The organism is Chamaesiphon polymorphus CCALA 037, from assembly GCF_003003845.1.
In the GTDB taxonomy this organism is placed as follows: Bacteria; Cyanobacteriota; Cyanobacteriia; order Cyanobacteriales; family Chamaesiphonaceae; genus Chamaesiphon; species Chamaesiphon polymorphus.
On record NZ_PVWO01000073.1, the window covers coordinates 1 to 17,090 of the forward strand.

At 44.2% G+C, this 17,090-nt stretch carries 20 protein-coding genes and 1 pseudogene; 13 read left to right on the forward strand and 8 right to left on the reverse strand.

Annotated features, from left to right (window positions below):
* Positions 1-221, reverse strand: a 221-nt coding sequence (locus tag C7B77_RS08105) for an NmrA family NAD(P)-binding protein (RefSeq protein ID WP_146138233.1), incomplete at its 3' end; no start/stop codon positions are given.
* A gap of 131 nt (positions 222-352) precedes the next feature.
* Here C7B77_RS08105 and C7B77_RS08110 point away from each other — a divergent pair.
* From C7B77_RS08110 to C7B77_RS08115, 3 genes are all read left to right on the forward strand, one after another.
* The gene (locus tag C7B77_RS08110; protein ID WP_106302596.1) at positions 353-985 is read left to right on the forward strand and encodes a TetR/AcrR family transcriptional regulator; all 633 of its coding nucleotides are present in this window, start codon (positions 353-355) and stop codon (positions 983-985) included.
* Positions 986-1,311: 326 nt separating this feature from the next.
* A complete protein-coding gene (locus C7B77_RS29765) occupies positions 1,312-1,464 on the forward strand; it encodes a hypothetical protein (protein ID WP_181243764.1) in 153 nt (50 codons plus the stop codon).
* A gap of 34 nt (positions 1,465-1,498) precedes the next feature.
* On the forward strand, positions 1,499-2,392 hold the full coding sequence (locus C7B77_RS08115) for a bile acid:sodium symporter family protein (protein WP_106302599.1): 894 nt from the start codon (positions 1,499-1,501) through the stop codon (positions 2,390-2,392).
* Positions 2,393-2,458: 66 nt separating this feature from the next.
* Here the strand turns inward: C7B77_RS08115 and C7B77_RS29770 are convergent, their stop codons facing one another.
* From C7B77_RS29770 to C7B77_RS31675, 3 genes and pseudogenes are all read right to left on the reverse strand, one after another.
* Positions 2,459-2,623, reverse strand: a complete 165-nt coding sequence (locus C7B77_RS29770; RefSeq protein WP_181243765.1) for a hypothetical protein — start codon at positions 2,621-2,623, stop codon at positions 2,459-2,461.
* A gap of 79 nt (positions 2,624-2,702) precedes the next feature.
* Positions 2,703-3,095: an MAPEG family protein gene (locus C7B77_RS08120; protein ID WP_106302602.1), complete on the reverse strand. Its 393-nt coding sequence runs from the start codon at positions 3,093-3,095 to the stop codon at positions 2,703-2,705.
* Between the two features lie 231 nt (positions 3,096-3,326).
* A pseudogene (locus C7B77_RS31675) lies at positions 3,327-5,168 on the reverse strand (ABC transporter ATP-binding protein).
* A gap of 585 nt (positions 5,169-5,753) precedes the next feature.
* Between C7B77_RS31675 and C7B77_RS08135 the strand changes: the two are divergent.
* Both C7B77_RS08135 and C7B77_RS08140 read left to right on the forward strand, forming a co-directional pair.
* On the forward strand, positions 5,754-7,106 hold the full coding sequence (locus C7B77_RS08135) for a selenium-binding family protein (protein WP_106302641.1): 1,353 nt from the start codon (positions 5,754-5,756) through the stop codon (positions 7,104-7,106).
* Positions 7,107-7,451: a 2Fe-2S iron-sulfur cluster-binding protein gene (locus tag C7B77_RS08140; protein WP_106302611.1), complete on the forward strand. Its 345-nt coding sequence runs from the start codon at positions 7,107-7,109 to the stop codon at positions 7,449-7,451.
* Positions 7,452-7,612: 161 nt separating this feature from the next.
* Here C7B77_RS08140 and C7B77_RS08145 read toward each other — a convergent pair whose 3' ends face one another.
* A complete protein-coding gene (locus tag C7B77_RS08145; protein WP_106302614.1) occupies positions 7,613-7,939 on the reverse strand; it encodes a putative quinol monooxygenase in 327 nt (108 codons plus the stop codon).
* A 154-nt stretch (positions 7,940-8,093) separates the two neighbouring features.
* Between C7B77_RS08145 and C7B77_RS08150 the strand changes: the two genes are divergently transcribed.
* Both C7B77_RS08150 and C7B77_RS08155 read left to right on the forward strand, forming a co-directional pair.
* A complete protein-coding gene (locus C7B77_RS08150) occupies positions 8,094-8,648 on the forward strand; it encodes a GNAT family N-acetyltransferase (protein ID WP_106302617.1) in 555 nt (184 codons plus the stop codon).
* Positions 8,649-8,852: 204 nt separating this feature from the next.
* Positions 8,853-9,302: a VOC family protein gene (locus C7B77_RS08155; protein WP_106302620.1), complete on the forward strand. Its 450-nt coding sequence runs from the start codon at positions 8,853-8,855 to the stop codon at positions 9,300-9,302.
* Positions 9,303-9,492: 190 nt separating this feature from the next.
* Here the strand turns inward: C7B77_RS08155 and C7B77_RS30635 are convergent, their stop codons facing one another.
* Complete coding sequence (locus tag C7B77_RS30635; protein WP_219892038.1) at positions 9,493-10,263, reverse strand: pentapeptide repeat-containing protein; 771 nt, start codon at positions 10,261-10,263, stop codon at positions 9,493-9,495.
* Between the two features lie 244 nt (positions 10,264-10,507).
* On the opposite strand from C7B77_RS30635, the gene C7B77_RS31870 reads away from it, so the two are divergent.
* On the forward strand, positions 10,508-11,098 hold the full coding sequence (locus tag C7B77_RS31870) for a DUF1707 SHOCT-like domain-containing protein (RefSeq protein WP_106302623.1): 591 nt from the start codon (positions 10,508-10,510) through the stop codon (positions 11,096-11,098).
* A gap of 121 nt (positions 11,099-11,219) precedes the next feature.
* Here the strand turns inward: C7B77_RS31870 and C7B77_RS08175 are convergent, their stop codons facing one another.
* Positions 11,220-11,975: an SDR family oxidoreductase gene (locus C7B77_RS08175; protein ID WP_425430818.1), complete on the reverse strand. Its 756-nt coding sequence runs from the start codon at positions 11,973-11,975 to the stop codon at positions 11,220-11,222.
* 102 nt (positions 11,976-12,077) lie between these two features.
* Between C7B77_RS08175 and C7B77_RS08180 the strand changes: the two genes are divergently transcribed.
* The 4 genes from C7B77_RS08180 to C7B77_RS08195 all read left to right on the forward strand — a co-directional run bounded on the left by C7B77_RS08180 (position 12,078) and on the right by C7B77_RS08195 (position 15,667).
* On the forward strand, positions 12,078-12,473 hold the full coding sequence (locus C7B77_RS08180) for a winged helix-turn-helix transcriptional regulator (protein ID WP_106302629.1): 396 nt from the start codon (positions 12,078-12,080) through the stop codon (positions 12,471-12,473).
* A gap of 100 nt (positions 12,474-12,573) precedes the next feature.
* Positions 12,574-13,488 carry a helix-turn-helix domain-containing protein gene (locus tag C7B77_RS08185; RefSeq protein ID WP_219892039.1) on the forward strand — a complete coding sequence of 305 codons (915 nt, stop codon included), beginning with the start codon at positions 12,574-12,576 and terminating at the stop codon, positions 13,486-13,488.
* 148 nt (positions 13,489-13,636) lie between these two features.
* Entirely contained in the window at positions 13,637-14,521 is an 885-nt protein-coding gene (locus tag C7B77_RS08190) for an SDR family oxidoreductase (RefSeq protein ID WP_106302632.1), read from the forward strand.
* Between the two features lie 150 nt (positions 14,522-14,671).
* The gene (locus C7B77_RS08195; protein ID WP_106302635.1) at positions 14,672-15,667 is read left to right on the forward strand and encodes an aldo/keto reductase; all 996 of its coding nucleotides are present in this window, start codon (positions 14,672-14,674) and stop codon (positions 15,665-15,667) included.
* Positions 15,668-15,716: 49 nt separating this feature from the next.
* Here C7B77_RS08195 and C7B77_RS29155 read toward each other — a convergent pair whose 3' ends face one another.
* On the reverse strand, positions 15,717-15,998 hold the full coding sequence (locus C7B77_RS29155; protein WP_146138234.1) for a DUF6355 family natural product biosynthesis protein: 282 nt from the start codon (positions 15,996-15,998) through the stop codon (positions 15,717-15,719).
* Positions 15,999-16,541: 543 nt separating this feature from the next.
* On the opposite strand from C7B77_RS29155, the gene arr reads away from it, so the two are divergent.
* Positions 16,542-17,012 carry an NAD(+)--rifampin ADP-ribosyltransferase gene (gene arr / locus C7B77_RS31875; RefSeq protein WP_425430819.1) on the forward strand — a complete coding sequence of 157 codons (471 nt, stop codon included), beginning with the start codon at positions 16,542-16,544 and terminating at the stop codon, positions 17,010-17,012.
* Positions 17,013-17,090 lie beyond the last annotated feature (78 nt).

Consider the following 17,090-nt stretch of genomic DNA (forward strand, 5'->3'; position numbering starts at 1 on the left):
GTATACACGATCGTCTCGATCTCTCGTGCTGCCTCTCGCACGGAGTCTGGATCGTCTGGATTCCAAGTCACTATTTCCGCTAACCGATCGGTTCCATACTGCTTCTCTAGTGCGGTGCGAGAACGTCCCACCACTCGATAAGGCTGTCCGCTCGCCCGCAATGCAGCCGCAATGCTTTGACCGATCGAACCTGTAGCTCCAAATATCGCAATCTTACTCATCAGGGCATCCTCGATGACTGTCAGTTTATTTCTGAACAATGTTCATTGAACTATGTTCATTTTATATTGACAGTTTAGTTTGTCAACCCCTAAACTAAAAAAGTATTCGATGTGAAGGCAAATCTCGATTTATGGGAAGTTCGGAACGAAAAGAGCGTCAAAAAGCACAACTGCAACAACAAATCCTCGATGCAGCCAAAGAAATTACGATTCGGGATGGGTTTGCAGCACTGACGATGCGAAAAATTGCCCAGGCGATCGAATATGCGCCAGGAACGATCTATCTCTACTTTGAGAGTCGCGATGAAATAGCCATTCAGCTTTGTCGGCAAGGTTATCAAGAATTATTTGAGTGTCTGCAACCGACAATGAATATCGCCGACCCGCGAGATCGATTGAGAGCGATCGCTAGTGCTTACAGCGATTTTGGCTTAACAAATCCCGCCACCTATCGACTGATTTTCATGGAAGATCCGAAATTTACCAATGCGGCACTCTCTCAAGTCCCGATCGATCGTGAGGATGGCGCGGGAATGCGATCTATTCAATTACTCGTTAAGGTATTTGATGACATGAAAGCCGATCGAATGTTAAGCAGCGATGTTAATTCGGCACGGTTGGCGGAAATATTTTGGACATCGCTACATGGTATTTTGAGCATAAAACTCACTTTTCCAGGCTTTCTGACTACCCCATCTGAAGAACTGGTTAAAATTATGACCGATACATTCCTGGCTGGACTATCTCCAGATCTATCGTTATAAGTAAGTAGGGAAAATGCAAGAGAAAATACTAAAACTGGTGGGCAAATAAATTAGTCTTGTTATATTATCGATCGATGAAAATCTGCCCACCTATGAATCCCGATCGATCGCAATATAATATTAATTAGTTCGTCAAAAAATCGAGCTTAATTATGGAAGATAATCAAACAATACAGCAAGGATTGCAAAGAATATCTAAATGGGCAGAACTGCATTGTGAGATATAAGTCAGAGTGGCTTGCTGCGCTGCTGTCGATCCGGTTGCGTCCCGAATATTCGTATTTTTGGACAGGCAAAGCCGAACGATGGTGCATCGCGATCGCTAATTGTCCCTGAGTTGGGCGACACCCTGTAAGGCATTTCTCCGCGCCATCCATGCTGGCGAGCTATCGACTGCCGGGATCGAGTGTGCGCCAGTTGATGCTACCTTAGCTATTATTGTGAATGACTCCGATTTTGCCGACACTCGTCAAACGTAGGCTCCACAATGTTATTTAGATAAAACGACCATATATGCAAGATAGTATTCTCACGACGCTAGTTTTACCGATCGCCTTGGCAATAATTATGTTGGGGCTGGGGCTATCACTCAAAAGTGATGATTTTTTACGGATTTTTAAATATCCCAAAGCGGTGACGATCGGCTTAATCGGGCAGTTGGTTATTTTACCAATTATTGCTTTAGCGATCGTCAAAATTATCCCCATGCCACCAGCGATCGCCGTTGGGCTAATCGTACTCGCGCTATGTCCGTGCGGCCCATCCTCGAATATGATTACCTATTTAGCTGGTGGGGACGTGGCATTGGCTGTCACGCTGACGGTGTTTAGCAGTATCATTACGATCTTTACAATTCCCCTATTTGCTAGTCTGGCGGTGAATTCTTTTCTCGGCACAAATGCGATCGTCTCCTTACCGATTGTGGCGACAATGGGACAGATATTTTTAATTACAGTTATTCCGATCGCATTAGGGATGTTAATTCAGAATCGATTACCCGAACTTGCTCGACGTTTAGAGAAGGCTACTAATAAGTTGGCAGTGGGCTTTTTAGTGTTGATTATCATTCTCCTAGTTGCCAAAGAATGGAGTAAATTACCTGGTTTTATCGTACAGGCTGGTATGGGTGTAATGTTACTAAATATCCTCGGTATGGCAGCCGGATATGCAATTAGTAAACTGCTCAACCTGAATATTGCTCAACAAATTTGTATCGCGATCGAAGTCGGGATTCAAAATGGGACTTTAGCGATCGCCATTACCGCCGGAATCTTAAAAGATGCCGAAATGGCAATTCCGGCAGCTATTTATAGCTTATTTATGTATCTCACTGGATTTGCCGTAATTTTTTACAGCAAAAATTTGACAAGTAATGCAAGTGAAATCCCTTCTTCCGATCTGAGTTAATGTCAGTTTTTCCTAGCAGAGCACAAAGGGAATCGATCGATGATTCGATCGACAATATCGATCGATCTAGATGTTAGTTCGGGCGGTTCTAAGCTTTCTAGTGCTACGGCAAATATTGTATCGATCGAGTAATTCGAGCCAGTAAGATCGCAGATTATCTCGATCGATACAGTCTAAATTGACTTCGTTGGCGTTGTTTGCATAGCGATCGAAGACGTTGCCAATGCTCACCCCTAGGTGTCTGTTTGAAGATGCTCGATTGTCTACCGCACGCTCCGCGAACGGACGATCTCAGCGATTTAGGCTTCTACTAAACAACCGATTGAATGTAACCAAACATCAGTCTAATGGAAGTAGAAATGATGACTGCGAAGGTAAGGCTCATACCGACAACCCGATATTTCAGTTTTTCCCGCACTTGACTGACACCAAACGCATGAATGATTCTGCCAATCAGCAAAGCACTACAAGGCAAGTGAATCCACAGATTTGATGATGTCTGAGTTTCCAGAAGATATATCAGCAGCAGTGACAGCGGCACATATTCAGCAAAGTTAGCATGAACTCGACTCGCTCTTGCTAGTAAAGGTTTATCTTCATTCCCGATCGTCACCCCAAACTGTCTTCTGAGTAAAACTGTTCTGGCACTAAGAGCTACAAACAGCAAGCCAAATATTCCTGCATATAAGGAGACTACATACATATTTTCCGATCGCCTCTGATGATGGAAGGATGAATTATTGAATAAAGATCGTCTTTGTTTGGACAAAAAATAAGATTTTGCAGCTTTTAACTTGTAAATTGCAAGTCAAGGTCTAGTTTACCAGGTATGACTTGTAAAATACAAGTAACCCAGCAGGAATGATGTTCTGCTTCATTCCTGCTGACAAAACTCGGTAATAACTTGAGGCTCGATCGCCTCCAGCGGAAAATGCTACTGATAATAGCTCATCTGGCGGACGAACATAGTGTGGTAAAGTCCGCCTTGAAGCATCAGTTCTTCATGCGAACCCTCTTCTACAATTATTCGTCCGCGTTCCATGACTACTACTCGATCTGCAATCTTTGCCAATCCCAGACGATGGCTGATGACAACTGACATCCGTTCTTTGGTAATCCCACGCAGTATTTCATAAATGTCATGTTCGTTTTTAGGATCGATTGCTGCTGTGGGTTCGTCAAAAATTACTAATTCAGCTTCACTCAAACGCAAAAGTGCGCGAGAGATCGCGATCCTCTGCCATTGACCGCCAGATAAATCTATCCCATTCTCAAACTGTTTACTCAGAGGTGTTTCTAATCCTTGGTCTGAGGAATCGAGTAGCGACATCATACCTACTTGTTGAAGAGCAGCTTCGATTGCTGCATCATCAGCTAATTTTGGCAAACAACCCCAACCAACATTCTCACGCAGGCTTGCTGGAAAATGAGCGTAATCTTGCATAACAACAGCAAGCCGAGAGCGAAAATCTGTTAATGACAGCGATTTTAAATCCCGATCGTTCCATATAATCTGACCGTGTTATGGATCGTAAAATCGGCAGAGCAGCTTTGCTAAAGTTGTTTTACCCGATCCGTTTTCACCTACAAGTACTAGCATTTCTCCAGGACGAATATTTAAGTTAATATCCTGTAAAGTCGGGCGATCGCCACCAGGATAAGTAAATGTTAATCCTTTAATTTGAATACCTCGATCGGATACTCGAACTCGCTCGTCAATAATAGATCGATCGCCGTCCGTAATTGATGGTTCTAAGCTTAACAAATCAAAAATCGGACTAACTGACAAGATAATGCTGTAAATATTATTAGAAGAATTTAATACAAGTCGCATTCCAATCCGGATTTGTAAAATCAACCCACTATAAAGTGCTAAGTCACCAATTGAATAACTACCTTCAATAACTCCGATCGTGATGTAAATATAAGGAATTACTATGCCAATGCCCTCAATTAAAGACCAAAAAAATGATAAAACAGCACCTCGCCAGCGCAAGTTTTTCATTTTTTGATACAAAGAATAATAGATAGCTTTCCACTTTTCAGTTAATAAATACTGAAGCGAGAAGAGTCTAATTTCTTTGGCGTATGCTTCGCTTAACATCAGGGAAGTATATATATCCATCAGCCGAACAGAATCTGCTTGAGTCTCCTCAAGCGACCAACTTTTTTTAATGTATATCGTACTGACAATTTGTGATGGGATAGAAGATAAAACTAAAAGCAGTGGAATCCACCACAAAATTGAAATTGACAATGCAACAGAGGGAATTAATATTAAAATACCAATAATTATTTCTACAACAAGATATATGAACTCTGGTATGTTTTTCATACCTCGTTCGGCTAATTTAAGTATGTTAAGTAAATATGGAGTTTCAAATAAAGCAAGATCGTTGAAATGAGCAACCTTGCTAGTGACTTTTGATTTAATAAATCCTTCTACTCCATCTTTTAAGGTTGGTAAAATAATATTGTTAACAGGTCTGAGCGAGTCAACAAGGATATTGATGATTAGCATAAAAGCTAAACCGAACAGTAATTTTGGTTCCGACAATAAAGTATTAAATACATCTGGAGATTTTTTAGTTGCAAGATCGATCGTCTCGTCAATGACAATCTTATTAAAAAACAGAGATACTGATGGGCCAGATCCTGTAATTATGCTCAAAAAAATCAAACTGGCTAATTCAAATGGCGCGGCCTTACAAATAATTAGAATAATTTGTTTAAACGTTTGATAAATACTTATTTTAGCTGGTTGTAACGGAGTCATATTACTTAAGGAATATAAAAGTTTTAACTCAAACAAGGGCAAATACAGAATAACGCATAGCCCTAAACGTAGGAGGCTGGAAACCCACTCTTCTTGATAAATTATTGCGATCGAATTATATTAGCAGGTCTATCTACTTCATAAATCTGTAGATAGAACCTTGATTTTCAGCTAGAAAATTGTGAAAATTGAAAAATAGTACAATATCTAAGTCGGAATATCGTTAATATCGATCTCAATCCCGATCGATACCTAGTACTCGATGGCATAAGTAAAGCAACCATTGCCCATACTCTACCAACTCCCAACTCCCAACTCCCAACTCCCAACTCCCAACTCTTCCCGAAATAGTACTAAGATTTACGCCGCTCGATACCTAGTCAGAGTCACACAAAATTTAGTTTTCAGATAAAAAGATTGTCAGACTGAGAGCGTTCGATCGGGCGTTGGTGCAGCCTCGGTGCTGCCGAATCGCGAAGTTTGACAAAGTAGGAACGAGATCCATAGATCGGCTGTATGTAATAGAAACTTTCACCACCGATCTAATTTAATTCAAATAGTAATATAAAATTGGAGCATAAAAATATGGCACATCAATGTTGTGGCCCTGGTTATGTCTCACCGCAAGCAGCCATGACCGCAGAGCGGGAGAAATTGTTATATACGATCGCGTTGTATACTGGCACGGGTATTCAGGAACCAGACTATCTGGCCACGATCGATAACGACCCCGCATCGCCGACATATTCTCAAGTAATCGATCGTCTACCCATGCCTTATATCGGCGACGAACTGCATCATTTTGGCTGGAATGCTTGTAGTTCTTGTCACGAAGATGCTAGTAAATCGCGGCGATTTTTGGTGATTCCAGGCATTCGATCCAGTCGAATTTATATTATCGATACTGCCGATAGCAAAGCACCTAAAATTCATAAAATTATCGAACCAGCAGAAATAAAAGCTAAAACTAATCTGACGGCTCCGCATACCGTTCATTGTTTGGCAACCAGTCAAATTATGGTGTCAATGCTCGGCGATGCTGAAGGTAATGCTCCTGGTGGTTTTTTGTTATTAGATGAAAACTTTGACATTGCCGGACGCTGGGAGCAGCAACCCAATGCGATCGAGTATAACTATGACTTCTGGTACCAACCGCGTCATAATGTGATGGTCAGTAGCGAGTGGGCGGCACCTAAAACCTTTTATCCAGGCTTCGATCTAAACGACGTAGCAGCGGGTAATTACGGGCAACATTTGCACTTTTGGGACTGGGAACAGCGCAAAGTCATCCAGAGTGTCGATTTGGGCGCAGAGGGCTTAATTCCGTTAGAAGTTCGCTTTCATCATAATCCCGATAGCACGCACGGCTATGTGGGGGCGGCTTTGAGTAGTAATATTTGGCACTGGGATCGAGATAATGGCGATTGGCAAGTTAGTAAAGTTATTGATGTGCCAGCGGTTGAATTAGCAGGTTGGGATTTTCCCGTTCCATCGTTAATTACAGATTTATTAATCTCAATGGACGATCGCTATCTCTATTTCTCCAACTGGCTGCATGGCGACATTCGCCAGTACGACATCAGCAATCCTACCCAGCCCAAATTAGTCGGACAAGTCTGGTGTGGCGGTTTGCTGGGGAAAGGCGGTCAAATTAAGGGGCAGAAGCTCTCGGGTGGCCCGCAAATGCTGCAATTGAGTTTGGATGGCAAGCGGCTGTATGTAACGAGTTCGCTGTTTAGTACTTGGGATAATCAGTTTTATCCAGATCTGAATCAAACGGGGTCGTATATGTTGCAGATCGATTGCGATCTCGATAAGGGTGGACTCTCGATTAATGAAGATTTTTACATCGATTTTGGGAGCGAACCCAAAGGTGCGGCTCGCGCGCATGAGATGCGCTATCCAGGCGGGGATTGTACTTCAGATATTTGGATCTAGATGGATACATATCGAGTCGAATTGGTAAATCGGGGCGGGATCGAAATTGATATCGCTCCCGATGTCTGGGTTTTAGATGCCATTGAAGCATCAGGCTTGCGCTTGCCCGTTAGTTGTCGCACTGGTGTTTGTATTACTTGTGCGGCGAGATTAATTCAAGGCGAAGTCGATCGATCTGCCGAACGGTGCCTCAAACCAGACCAAATTGCCGCTGGCTACGTGTTATTGTGCGTGGCATATGCTCGATCCGATTGTCAATTTGAAGTTGGGATCGAAAGTCAAACTGCTTTGTATCCTAACCCTTTCAAAGGTCGATCGATTGACGTTAGGGATTTGGATAGTTAGCGGAGATCGATCGACAAGAGACGATGGAGGAAAATGACAGTGGATGAATCGGGTGCCAGCTTCTATGATGAGAAGACCTCATTAATTGCGGCGATTGGCCAGAGTCAGAATTCAGTAACAATCCAACACGATCCAAAACAAGCACTCGACAACAGCATCAACTATCGAGCCTGATGCCACTCCTGTATATGACTCAAGAATGAGACTGTTCTTGGCTGTGCGAGCATGTCAGGAAGCTTCTCATGATAAGCCTGCCGATAGCTTTTTGCTTCTAATTGATTCTGCATAAAAGTTTCAAAAGAAGGCTCATTCCATCGCTCGTAAAGCGTGAAACGATTTGCATCTTGAATATCTTGGTGCATATGGCAAGACACAAAAGTACTTTCTGCTGACATGCGATCGATTACTTCCCTCACGGCATCCTTCCATTCCTCCAGACGTTCTGGTTTCACTTGAAATTGGACATAAAATGCTAAATCGCTGGACATAATTACCTCCAAAATACTTGTTTCGATTTTAGGGAGCTTTGTGAATTTATCTGCACGATGAATTATTCGATCGAGATAAACTTATAGATAAATTCTAGCAGATCGCTGTAATTATCGATTTTTGACGATCGCCAGTTAAAGTAATGAGTTCAAAATGGAAATTGTTACCAAAAGATTTTTACTGCGAGACTTTATCGACTCAGATCGCGCTCCATTTTTGGAGTACCAAGCAGATCCCCGCAACCTGACATTTTACAATCCCGAAGAATCTAGCCCAGATCGAGCGGCACATTTATTCGAGCTGTTTCAGGCTTGGGCACAAGAAAATCCTCGCTGCAATTACCAACTGGCAATCATTCGACGGCAAGCACCTCACAACTTACTAGGCTGCTGCGGATTGCGGGAAGTAGTGGGTAAATCTGAAGAGATGGAACTAGGGATCGAACTCGCGCCGAATTATTGGGGACGTTATGGTTATGCTATTGAAGTGGGAAGATCGCTGCTCGATTACGGGTTTAGAGAACTCAATCTGGCTAAGATCTCTGGCTCTACGATTAGCGCGAACGTGCGCGTCGAACGTTTGGCGGCATGGTTTGGGGCAGAGATAGTGGAGATCGATCCAGGAGCGGCGTGGATGTCTGCAAGAGGCTGGAGTGATGTGACTTGGCGGATATCGAAACAGCGATGGGAGGATCGCGCTGCTGGCTGAGAGCTACGATCTGGATATCCAACGGGTTCGATCGATACTCTATGCGTTCACTCCTTTTGGTGACTGTAGGATGGCCGAGTATCTGGAGTCAAAATTAGCACCTGTCGATCGAGAGTTGTTGGATGACAATTGAAGAAGTTGATGTTGACTGTTTAGTTTTTTTGTACTATGCTGGGCTTGTCCCGATCTTAAGGAGCAACGACAATGGCAGTCAAACCAATCCCAGAAGGTTATCGCACCGTTACGCCATACCTAATCGTCCAAGGCGCAGAAACGCTCATCGAATTTCTCACCCAAGCATTTGCAGCCACAGAAATTCGTCGCGCTCTCCACCTAGACGGCAGCATCATGAATGCCGAAGTGAAAATTGGTGATTCGTTCATCATGTTGAGCGAAGCAAGACCGGAATTTGAAGCGATGCCCACGATGATTCATCTGTATGTAGAGAATGCCGATGAGCTGTACGATCGGGCACTCCAAGCAGGTGCGACCTCAATCATGGAGCCACGAGATGAATTCTACGGCGATCGAGCCGCAGGTGTCAAAGATGCTACTGGGAATTATTGGTGGATTGCCACTCATCAGGAAGATGTCTCAGCTACAGAAATCGAAGAGCGCATTAAAACCCTATTTGGTAACAAAGAACTAGTGTAAGTAGATAGATCCGATCGATGAATTTCTCGATCTAGCTCGGATCGAGAGATTCATCGAGTACTACAAGCGATCGCTAGATACTTTCGCAGGAGGTCTTGTGTATCCAAACCCTTTCAAAGGTCGATCGATTGATATTGAGGATTGACGTTGCTGATTTGCGGCTCGCGCTCCGTCTCCGACACGCCTTTGTTTAATTGAGAGCTTCGTTGTAATTGATGATTCTGCCATTAGCACCGATCGCATAGGTGAAATGAGTATTTGTAAGATTGGCATCAGTCAAATCGGCTCCAGTCAAATTAGTATAGACAAGGTTAGCACCAGTCAAATCGGCACCACTGAGATTACTTTCAGCGATCTGAGTATTTTTCAAACTAGCACCACTCAAATTTGCACCACTAAGATTACTCTCATTCACTAGAGTATTTTTCAAATTAGCACCGCTCAAATTTGCACCACTTAAGTTAGCCTTCTCGATCGAACAGTTGCTCAAGTCGGCTCCACTCAAATTAGCACCACTGAGGTTAACCTTTCTCAAGTCGGACTCGCTCAAATTAGCACCACTCAAATTGATTCCGCTCAAGTTAGCACCCATCGGATACTTGCCGCCAATGTTTAACCGGATTAAGTATAGATTGCTAAAATCTCGTTCTTGGGCAGCATAACGCTCCAATAATTCCTCCGCAGTCATCACTCCAACTTCTACCAAATAACTAATCTGTTCTTCAACGAAGTTTTTGACTCGATCGACTAGATTTGGCATAGCGTTTGTCCTCTCATAAATGAATATTTCTTCGATCGCGACATCAAACAAGCTGGCAATTTTGAATGCCATATCTAAGCTGGGATCGTACTTGCCAGATTCAAACCCATTGACTGACTGACGACTCACTCCTAGTTTTCTGGCAAGTTCCGCTTGCGACCATTGGTGGAGTTGTCGAAGTTCTTTCAGTCGGTTGTTCATGAATTTACCGTTCTTCGTCAAGTATTACTTTACAGCTTGTGCTGCATGATGTCAAGTAGCACTTGACATCATATTTGTGTCTGTGGTATCTTTGAGATAATTGAAACTCTCGCTCCCAGCGCAACAAAACAACGCTGTGGCAACCGACTGACAAAGTGGGCTGGTGTTGCAAGATAAGATTGTTGGCAGCCGTTAAACGTCACCGTTAGGTGGGCAAAAAGTCTCTGCAAAATCGGGGGGAATTATGGAAATACAAAAAACTTTGACTCCATCAGAAAGGGAAAAAACAATTGGTTGTCTAACCAATGCGTTCGGTGCCGACATCATAAATCTTGATGAATTTGAGAGCAGAGTCGAATCCGTACATGTCGCAAAGACACGCAAAGAACTTCACCAAATAGTCGCCGATCTACCAACTGAAAACATTGACGATTGCCAGACGATCGCTGAATCTGAAAATATAGCCTGTAATATGGGTAATAGAACCATAGCTGGCTCAATGTTGTTCGCGAAAAAACTCAATATAGAAGCGACATCGAGTAGCCTCAATCTCGATTACCGAAATGTCGATCTGCCAGATGGAGTCTACGAAATCCATCTAAGTTCTGTTGGTTCGAGTTTTACGATAAAGTTACCAGAAAAGTATCATGTAGAGAATCGAATCTCCAGTAAATCGTCATCTATAAAGGAACCAAAAATCGCAATAGGGAACCAAAAAATAAGTGTCGTAATTAGATTAGCGGGCAATATCGAAGGATCGAGCGTAAATGTGGTGAAAGCCAGAAAACCATTTTGGTCTAGATGGTTGAAGCAATCGCAAATTGTAGCTACTTAACATCGATTTGCCGATCGACAATACAAGACAAGACAAGCAGGGAAACAGGGGAAAGGTGGAGTGTTTTCCTTTACCCTTTACCCTCTGCCTAGATTTCGGCTATAGTTAGCAACTTACGTTACTACTGTGCGATGTAACCGCCATCTACCATTAATGTTTCACCCGTTACAAACGATGCACGATCGGAAGATAACCACACCACGGCATTAGCCACCTCAGCAGGCTGTCCCACTCGACCCATTGGATGAATCCCTGCCATATAAGCCTTTGCTTCATCCTGTCCACCTGTGGCTGTCTCAAACATGTCTGTGGCAATCGCACCTGGCCCGACGGCATTAATGCGGATGCCCGATTTTGCATATTGCAAGGCAGCCGCTTTTGTTAAGCCCTCCACGGCGTACTTACTAGCAGTGTAAAGCGGCACACTCGGCATCGCAACTACACCCAGAATAGATGAGGTATTGACAATCGTGCCATTTCCCTGCTTTAGCATTTGCACGATCTCATGCTTCATAGACAACCACACACCTTTGACATTAACGTTCATAATCCGCTCGTATTCAGAGTCCGGTTGGTCGCTCAGCGAGGAATTTTCACCATAAGTTCCGGCGTTATTGAACGCAATATCCAGACGACCAAAAATTTCAACTGTTTTGTCAATCATTGCTTTGACATCTGCTTCTTGGCTGACATCTGTTTGAATAAAAAATGCTTCTCCACCATCATTTTTAATTATTTTGACCGTCTCTTCTCCTTCGATCGAGCGACGACCTGTTACCACTACTTTAGCTCCTTGCTGGGCATAAGCGATCGCCGCAGCTCGACCAATTCCTGAAGTTCCACCCGTAACGATTGCAACTTTGCCTGAAAAATTCATCATCTTGAAACTCGATTGGTTGAGTGCAATTCCATTATTAACGGGCTACAATCTATAAAACAAGTACAAACTCAAAAGTGCTATACATACCTAAAAGTGCGTATGACGATCGAACCTCAATCTCGACCTTGTGTTTTAGACCAAACATCTGATGTTCGTCAGGTGCTAGATCTGATTGCTGATAAGTGGACGGCATTAGTGATTCTGTCACTATCGCGGAACACTAGAAGATATGGGGAACTGCACCGCGAAATTGGCGGAGTGTCTCAGAAAATGTTGACTCAAACCCTCCGCAATTTAGAAAACAGCGGACTAATCGATCGCAAGGTCTATCCGGTGGTACCGCCGATGGTGGAATATTCCTTAACTCCGCTGGGTGAAACATTGGTAGCACCCCTTAAAACTCTTTGCAATTGGGCTTCCGAACATTTTCATGAAGTGGAACTTGCCAGAGCGGAGGCAGTCGATCGCAAGCAGATCGATCCAATTATTGCTTGAATGTTAAAGGCGCGATTCAACAGAGCCGACGCTACGCGAACGCCGATGGCAACGCCCATACACACCGACCGTCTAGAGTCGATAATCTTGAGTTGAATTGATGGTTGACGAACTTAAAGTTTATAACTCGATGTCCGAGTTTTATGCCTCAATGGGTGGAACTCTGGAGCAGGACGTTGATTTTACAATCCATCGGCTAGAAGAAGTTCATGGGGAGATTCCTATTAAATCTCCACTCTTTCGAGCAAATTATTATTCAATATTAATTATTCGCCAAGGGCACGGACGTTACATCATTGATAGTCAATCTTATCCAACACAAGATGGTACGATTTACTTTACAAATCCCGGACATATCAAAGGATTTGAAATTTACGAACTATCTTATGGGTATGTAATTACCTTTTCAGAATCATTTCTCAAACAATATGTCCACGAAAATATTTTGGATGAGTTTCCATTTCTGATTGCAGAAGTCGCCCCGCCGAGTTATCCCGATCGCGAAATCTTTCAAATCTTTGATGACTTAGGGAGTCAACTTTTGCAAGAATATCTTGCCGATTCTGCTTACAAGTTTAAAGTAATTGGCAGTTTGACTGTGGTGCTATTGCTCAAGATTAAAGAACGATTTTGGCAAGCTTACGACCCGCTGACTGAAATCCCGACTAGTTCGGCGATCGCGCTGACATTCAAGCGGAATCTCGAAAACCATTTTCGGGATTTTCTTGCAGGCAAGTGCGATCGCTTATTCCAAGTCCAAGACTACGCGCAGGCTCAGTATTTACATCCCAGCTACTTTAGTACCGTCATCAAGCGGAAAACAGGTAAATCCGCCAACACTTGGATTGCCGAAAAAACCATTACCGAAGCTCAGTCATTATTGGTGCGATCGTCTGAATCGATCCAAGAAATTGCCTTTCGACTGGGATTTAAAGATGCCGCTCACTTCTCGCGCTTTTTTAAAAAGCACACCGAGTTATCTCCGTTAGGCTTTCGTCAAAGTCTGCCAAGCTGAATGTTAGGATTTTCAATGATTATTATCGATTTTTCTCACACTTAAAAATAGGCAAGCTTATCTAGAAAATATCCATGTCCTTCACGGGTTGATTCTGGCTTAATGGAAATTAAGGACACGCCACCCAGACAACTATTAGGAGGTCATCATGAGTCAAAATCGCCGTCAGTTTTTGAGTGCATTGGGAGCAACGAGTGTCGCGGGTGCGATCGCCACTGGACAAGTCAATGCTCAAGTGCCACAGCCCGTTCGATCGACCCCCGCTACAGCGAGAAAGCCTACCGATCGCGAATTGTCGGGTAAGGTAGCGATCGTGACCGGAGCGAGAAACAATCTAGGGCGAGGCTTTGCCGTTGCTCTAGCGCGTCAGGGGGCAAATGTGGTGGTGCATTACCATCGGGAGGCGACCAAAAATCAGGCAGAAGAAACAGCCCGATTGGTGCGCCAACAAGGTGCCAAAGCCATTCTCGTTCCTGGCGATCTCTCACGAGTTGCTAACATCAAACGGCTATTTGATGAAACAAACACAGCATTCGGACGAGTCGATATCGTGGTTCATAGTGCTGGGAGTTTGGTCAAAAAGCCAATGGCTGAGATTACCGAGGCAGAATACGATCGCGTTGCTGGTATCAACTCCAAGGGTACGTTTTTTATCATGCAGGAAGCCATCCGCCGGATTGCTGACAATGGGCGAATCATTAATGTTGGTACGTCGCTGTTGGCCTCGACGATCGGCAATTATTCGGCCTACGCAGGCACCAAAGCAGCCATGGAAGACTTCACTCGTGCCTTGGCACGGGAGATCGACTGGAAGCGCAACATTACCGTGAATACGATCGCTCCTGGCCCTGTGGATACGCCTTTTTTCCGCGATCCAGAATCTCCAGAAGCGATCGCTGCCATTACCCGACTAGCAGGACGCTTGGGATCGATCGAGGATATCGTGCCATTGGTTGAGTTTCTGGCTTCGCCCCAATCGCGCTGGGTCAATGCTCAAACGATTTTTATCAATGGCGGTTACGTCACACGTTAATTGAGAATTGAGAATTGAGAATTGATTTTTCTCCTGACGGAGAGGCTACGCCAACGGACGGGTTTCCCGTTCATGAAAATAAACCAAGCAAACCCCTGCTTCTCGTTAATTATCTATCTAATACACATCGATCGCTGGAGAAATAACATCATGAAATATCGTCAACTGGGAATGACTGATGCACGAGTCTCAGCCATGGGATTGGGTTGTATGGGCATGTCCGACTTTTATAGCGGTCGTCAAAGCAATGATGCCCAAAGTATCGCCACGATTCGAGCCGCGATCGATCTTGGCATTAACTTTCTAGATACGGGCGACTTTTATGGCATGGGACACAATGAATTGCTGATTCGCGAAGCTATTAAAGGCGTTCCCCGCGACAAAGTATTTATTGCCGTTAAATTCGGACAATTGCGCGATGCTAAAGGAAACTTTATCGGTGCCGATAATCGCCCGGTTGCCGTGCAAAACTTTCTGGCGTATAGCTTACAACGCTTGGGTGTAGACTACATCGATCTGTACTATCCAGCCAGAGTCGATCCGAATGTGCCGATCGAGGATACAGTAGGTGCGATCGGCCAACTCATTGGGGATGGCAAAGTTCGCTATGCTGGACTCTCAGAAGCAGGTACCGAAACGCTGCGTCGAGCCAATCAGGTTCATCCGATCGCCATGCTCCAGACCGAATATAGTCTGTGGACGCGAGAACCCGAACTGGATGTGTTGCCCGTTTGCCGAGAATTGGGCACCAGCCTAGTCGCCTACTCGCCGCTAGGACGGGGATTTTTAACCGGAGCCTTTCAAGCTCCAGATAACTTCCCCCCCGATGACTTTCGGCGGTATAGTCCCCGCTTTCAAGGTGAGAACTTCTACCGCAACTTAGCACTAGTCGAAAAAGTCAAGGAAATTGCGGCGCAGAAGAATTGCACTCCCGCTCAACTGGCTTTAGCTTGGTTGCTGGCAAAGGGTGAAGATATTATCCCGATTCCAGGGACTAAACAGCAAGCGCGATTGGTTGAAAATGTGGGCGCAGTAGAGATCGCCTTGTCGGCAGACGAGATGCAACAGATCGAGGCGATCGTCCCGATCGGATCTGCGGCAGGAACTCGCTATCCTGAAGCAATTATGCACACTGTCAATCGTTAACTTTCCCAACCTCCAAAGTCTCGAATCATCATCCGTGACAGGATGATGATTAACATAGCTTGCCAGTGTAATACGCAAACTTAACAACGGAACTCGGCCCTAGACCAACAGTGCCAGGTTTAACGCAAATGTACGAACCAGGGCCGCGTCTGGTCTCAACTTTGACCCGAACTCTGGTATACACACCCTGGATACAGTGCCTGTAATATGCCCAGCCAGTGCGGGGTGCAACATAGAACCCACAAGCCGACGCTTGGGCTGTCGATGGCACGATCGCGCCTCCAAGTACTAGTCCGGCAGCAAGTACCGTACCAGTTACTAGTTTTGTCATGCTGTTCGGTTTGTCTATCATTGTAGTAAACCTCATTTAATTAGTTTCCCCAGCAAACGGATGGGTTTCTATCTATCCTATCCGATTAGCTTCAGGATGTTTACAACACCGATCGAGCCTGACGATCGGGACGACTGGTGCGGAGGCTAGCTGAGTACGAAGACGATCGGGACACTGAAACGGTCGAACACGAATACAAGTAGTTGCTAGATGATGGATTGGTGTTTAGCATTAAGATCGAAATTACAATAACTACGAGACAAAGTAAGCATGGAATTCAACCCAAACAACAATGTTGTTAAACTCTGTCTTCAAGGTATGGGTATGGAAGAAAAAGGCCAACCAGAAGAAGCAAGTAAACTGTTTCTTCAAGCCTGGAACGAAGCAACATACGACTTTGAAAAATTTATTTCAGCCCATTATGTAGCTCGATATCAAAAAAATATTGGTGACAAATTAAAATGGCTCGAAACGGCTTTGCAGGTTGCATTAAAAATAAATGACGACACCGTTAAGAGTGCTTTGCCCTCTCTATATTCAAACATTGCCAAATGCTATAAGGACTTAAGCGACCCTGACCAGGCCAGAAAGAATTATGAATTAGCAACTTCGTTTCAGGACAAACCTTCTGACAAAGGCCCCTTTTATCATGGAACGAAAGCAGATTTACAAGTTGACGATTTGCTAACAGCAGGGGGGAGTTCTAATTACAAACTCGACCTCAAAATGAACCATATTTATTTCACAGCCCTTGTTAATGGCGCGGGACTAGCTGCTGCATTAGCACAAGGCGATAACCGCGAACGGGTTTATATCGTCGAGCCGACAGGAGGATTTGAAAATGACCCGAATGTTACAGACAAAAAATTTCCGGGCAATCCGACCCGATCGTATCGATCCCAAGCACCATTAAAAATAGTTGGCGAAGTAACAGATTGGGTAAAACAAACACCTGAAGAACTCCAAAAATGGCGTAAAAAGTTGGCCGATAATAAAGGAGAAATTATTAATTAATTTCAAAGATGTCCATACCCCGATCGGCGATCGAACTCAATTACCTCTTGAAAAAAGTCCAGTGCTTCGGCAGAGAAT

Excerpts from the sequence above, each read along its gene's own strand:
- C7B77_RS08110 (WP_106302596.1), top strand. The coding sequence starts at position 353 with ATGGGAAGTTCGGAACGAAAAGAGCGTCAAAAAGCACAACTGCAACAA.
- C7B77_RS08115 (WP_106302599.1), top strand. The coding sequence starts at position 1,499 with ATGCAAGATAGTATTCTCACGACGCTAGTTTTACCGATCGCCTTGGCA.
- C7B77_RS08120 (WP_106302602.1), bottom strand. The coding sequence starts at position 3,095 with ATGTATGTAGTCTCCTTATATGCAGGAATATTTGGCTTGCTGTTTGTA.
- C7B77_RS08135 (WP_106302641.1), top strand. The coding sequence starts at position 5,754 with ATGGCACATCAATGTTGTGGCCCTGGTTATGTCTCACCGCAAGCAGCC.
- C7B77_RS08140 (WP_106302611.1), top strand. The coding sequence starts at position 7,107 with ATGGATACATATCGAGTCGAATTGGTAAATCGGGGCGGGATCGAAATT.
- C7B77_RS08145 (WP_106302614.1), bottom strand. The coding sequence starts at position 7,939 with ATGTCCAGCGATTTAGCATTTTATGTCCAATTTCAAGTGAAACCAGAA.
- C7B77_RS08150 (WP_106302617.1), top strand. The coding sequence starts at position 8,094 with ATGGAAATTGTTACCAAAAGATTTTTACTGCGAGACTTTATCGACTCA.
- C7B77_RS08155 (WP_106302620.1), top strand. The coding sequence starts at position 8,853 with ATGGCAGTCAAACCAATCCCAGAAGGTTATCGCACCGTTACGCCATAC.
- C7B77_RS30635 (WP_219892038.1), bottom strand. The coding sequence starts at position 10,263 with ATGAACAACCGACTGAAAGAACTTCGACAACTCCACCAATGGTCGCAA.
- C7B77_RS31870 (WP_106302623.1), top strand. The coding sequence starts at position 10,508 with ATGGAAATACAAAAAACTTTGACTCCATCAGAAAGGGAAAAAACAATT.
- C7B77_RS08175 (WP_425430818.1), bottom strand. The coding sequence starts at position 11,975 with ATGAATTTTTCAGGCAAAGTTGCAATCGTTACGGGTGGAACTTCAGGA.
- C7B77_RS08180 (WP_106302629.1), top strand. The coding sequence starts at position 12,078 with ATGACGATCGAACCTCAATCTCGACCTTGTGTTTTAGACCAAACATCT.
- C7B77_RS08185 (WP_219892039.1), top strand. The coding sequence starts at position 12,574 with ATGGTTGACGAACTTAAAGTTTATAACTCGATGTCCGAGTTTTATGCC.
- C7B77_RS08190 (WP_106302632.1), top strand. The coding sequence starts at position 13,637 with ATGAGTCAAAATCGCCGTCAGTTTTTGAGTGCATTGGGAGCAACGAGT.
- C7B77_RS08195 (WP_106302635.1), top strand. The coding sequence starts at position 14,672 with ATGAAATATCGTCAACTGGGAATGACTGATGCACGAGTCTCAGCCATG.
- C7B77_RS29155 (WP_146138234.1), bottom strand. The coding sequence starts at position 15,998 with ATGACAAAACTAGTAACTGGTACGGTACTTGCTGCCGGACTAGTACTT.